The following is a 2,825-nucleotide window of genomic DNA, read 5'->3' as shown; positions in this document are numbered from 1 at the left end:
TCAGAAGATTAGAAGGATACCCTGCTGATTCAATGGAGATATATGTTGGCATGGGTGCAAATTTAGTTTTATCCAGTGAGGAAGCAATAAATTTAAACAGCAATGGCGTACATGTTGATGGAGATGTGTATATTCCTGGTTTTGATAGGAATACATCTGGATATACAAAAATACTCAATGGATTAATATTACAGTGGACTATAGCTACAATACAGCAAGATGCAGGGTTTGTAACAGTAACGTTGCCCATAGTATTTCCGAATCAACGTTTAGCTGTATTTGCTACCCCGTATTATTTAAGTGGTGTTGGCGGGAGTACTCATACACATTTTACAGCACAGATAGCAGGCTCAAATCAAGGTGTAGTTACGGTGTATGCAAGAACGTCTAGTGGAGGGACACCGAATTACAATGCTAGGTGTACTGTATTTGCAATAGGTTATTAGGGAGGGGTTATATGTACATAAAATTTGATAAAAATGGAGAATATGGATTTTATACGCCAGAAATACACGGTGAAAAATTTTGCGAAAATGAGTGTACAGAAATCACAGACGATTTTTATAATTTTTTAATAGACAACAATGGCAAATATTTAATAAATGTAGATAGCGTAGTAGATACAATAACTAGAGATAATCTTACAGAAAGACCTAAAACACCAGAAGAACCGAGAGAGCCGACAGAACAAGAGATTTTACAAGAACAAATTAAAATATTACAAGAAACGGTTGATATGCTAATACTGGATAGTTTGGAGAGTGATATGTGATGTTTGAAACATTGAAAAGACTATTTGATGAAGGGAAATTATCTGAAAACGGGATTAATAATGCAGTATTAAAAGGTTGGATTACGGAAGAGCAAAAACTAGAGATTATGTCGCATTAGGGCAAAAGTGCGGCGTAGACAAACACTTGAAAGGAGATTATAAATTGAGAATTAAAAATCTATATCAATTAAACGAAGGCATAAAATCAATTGCTGATAAAGAGCTACCAATCAGGGTAGCTTTTTTAGTACAAAAAAATATATCTGTAGTGGAAGCAGAGATCAAAAATGCTGAAGCAATACGGCAGAAGATCATCCAGAAGTATACAGATGTAGAAGCAACAAAAAAGTTGAAGGGGCAAGGAAAGATACAGCTGCAAAAAGATAAACTAGAAGAATATAGCAAAGAGGTAAACGAGCTCATGGAGCAGGAGGTAGAGGTTGAGCTTAAGCAGATAAATATTAATGATTTAGACGGTATCACAGTTAAGCCGATTGTGCTGGACCAGATCAAAAGTATTATTACAGAATAGCGGAGGAGGATGAACATGAATTATGTAAACGGAAAAATAGGTTTAGTGGGTGCTGGATTAGGAACATTACTAACATGGCTATTTGGAGGTTGGGAGGTAGGATTGCAGATACTTATAACGGCCATGACGCTTGATTTTATACTAGGTTTGATGTGTGGCTACAAGGAAGATGAGCTGTCTAGCAAGGTGGGTTTTAACGGTCTTAAACGCAAGTTTACAATCTTGATAATACTTATATTGGCCGTACTCTTGGATAGGCTCATAGGCCAGGAATGGATATTTAGAACAGTAGTCATATATTTCTATGTAGCCATGGAAGGACTGTCTATACTTGAGAATGCAGTTAAGCTTGATGTACCTGTCCCCGAAAAATTAAAGGATGCGTTAATACAATTAAAAGACAAAGAAAAGGAGGAAGAATAATGGGTTATATAATAGATATTAGTCATCATCAGGATCCGGTCAAGATAGATTATGATAAACTTGCTAAACAATTGGACCTAGTCATCATCAGAACACAATATGGAAGCAGGACAATAGATAGGCATTATAAGACGCATCATAGAGAGTTTAAGAAAAGAGGAATTCCTACTGCTACTTATGCATGGGTAAGAGGTAAATGCATACCGGAAATGAGAAAGGAAGCAGCTAGCTTTTGCGATCGGACAAGACAATTCAACCCAACATTTTGGTTTTTAGATGTAGAAGAAAAATCAATGAGTGATATGCGGAGCGGTGTTTCTGCATATGTGGACCAACTTAGAAAACTTGGTGTAGAGAAAATAGGTATCTATATTGCACATCATCTATACCAACAGTTTAATTTAAATCTTGATGAAGTAGAAGCAGTGTGGATACCTCATTACGGAAGAAATATCGGAAAAGTTGATAGCAAGCCTGCTTACCCTTGTGACCTACATCAGTATACAAGTAGAGGCAGGTTGAATGGTTATAGTGGCTATTTAGACCTGAACAGACCGATGAATGGAAGAACTATAGAGTTTTTTACAGACGAAGTTAAATCTAAACCACAGCTCAAGCCTAAACAACAAGCAAAAGAAATCACATACATAGTCAAAAAAGGCGATACGTTAAGCGAGATTGCTGCTAAATATAAAACCACTGTGGACAAGCTTGCTGAGTTAAACAATATTAAAAATGTGAATCTGATCTATCCTGGCCAAAAAATCAGGATTAGTGTGGCAGCTAAAAAACAGGAAAAAATACACATTGTTAAAAAGGGCGATACGCTGTGGGATATTGCAAAGAAATATAACACGACCATTAAAAAACTTGCAAAAGATAACGGAATAAAGGATCCAAATTTGATTTATCCGGGCCAGAAGATAAAAATAAAATAAATCCTACTACCGAGAGGGGCAATAACGCCCCTCTTTTTTGTACTTAAAAACATACTTGACAATATGAGAACAGAACGACAAAATACTTGACAAATTCGGGTATTAATAGTAAAATATTTTCAACAGTGGTTGTAAAATGTTGGTGAGGTGAGTATAGATG

Annotated in this window: 6 protein-coding genes; all 6 read left to right on the top strand. The window is 36.0% G+C overall.

What is annotated here, in order from left to right:
• On the top strand, nucleotides 1–446 hold a 446-nt coding region (locus PHP06_11040), incomplete at its 5' end, for a hypothetical protein (GenBank protein ID MDD3841075.1).
• An 11-nt stretch (nucleotides 447–457) separates the two neighbouring features.
• Nucleotides 458–772: a hypothetical protein gene (locus PHP06_11035; GenBank protein ID MDD3841074.1), complete on the top strand. Its 315-nt coding sequence runs from the start codon at nucleotides 458–460 to the stop codon at nucleotides 770–772.
• On the top strand, nucleotides 772–891 hold the full coding sequence (locus PHP06_11030; GenBank protein ID MDD3841073.1) for an XkdX family protein: 120 nt from the start codon (nucleotides 772–774) through the stop codon (nucleotides 889–891). The genes PHP06_11035 and PHP06_11030 overlap by 1 nt, the downstream gene beginning before the upstream one ends.
• Complete coding sequence (locus tag PHP06_11025; GenBank protein ID MDD3841072.1) at nucleotides 849–1,304, top strand: hypothetical protein; 456 nt, start codon at nucleotides 849–851, stop codon at nucleotides 1,302–1,304. Before PHP06_11030 ends, PHP06_11025 begins: the two co-directional genes overlap by 43 nt.
• 15 nt (nucleotides 1,305–1,319) lie before the next feature.
• A complete protein-coding gene (locus tag PHP06_11020; GenBank protein ID MDD3841071.1) occupies nucleotides 1,320–1,727 on the top strand; it encodes a phage holin family protein in 408 nt (135 codons plus the stop codon).
• Nucleotides 1,727–2,665: a LysM peptidoglycan-binding domain-containing protein gene (locus PHP06_11015; GenBank protein MDD3841070.1), complete on the top strand. Its 939-nt coding sequence runs from the start codon at nucleotides 1,727–1,729 to the stop codon at nucleotides 2,663–2,665. The genes PHP06_11020 and PHP06_11015 overlap by 1 nt, the downstream gene beginning before the upstream one ends.
• Nucleotides 2,666–2,825 lie beyond the last annotated feature (160 nt).

Source organism: Clostridia bacterium (genome assembly GCA_028698525.1).
Lineage (GTDB): Bacteria > Bacillota > Clostridia > JAQVDB01 > JAQVDB01 > JAQVDB01.
The sequence above is the reverse complement of the archived record's forward strand: the minus strand, read 5'-3'. Positions and strand labels throughout refer to the sequence as shown.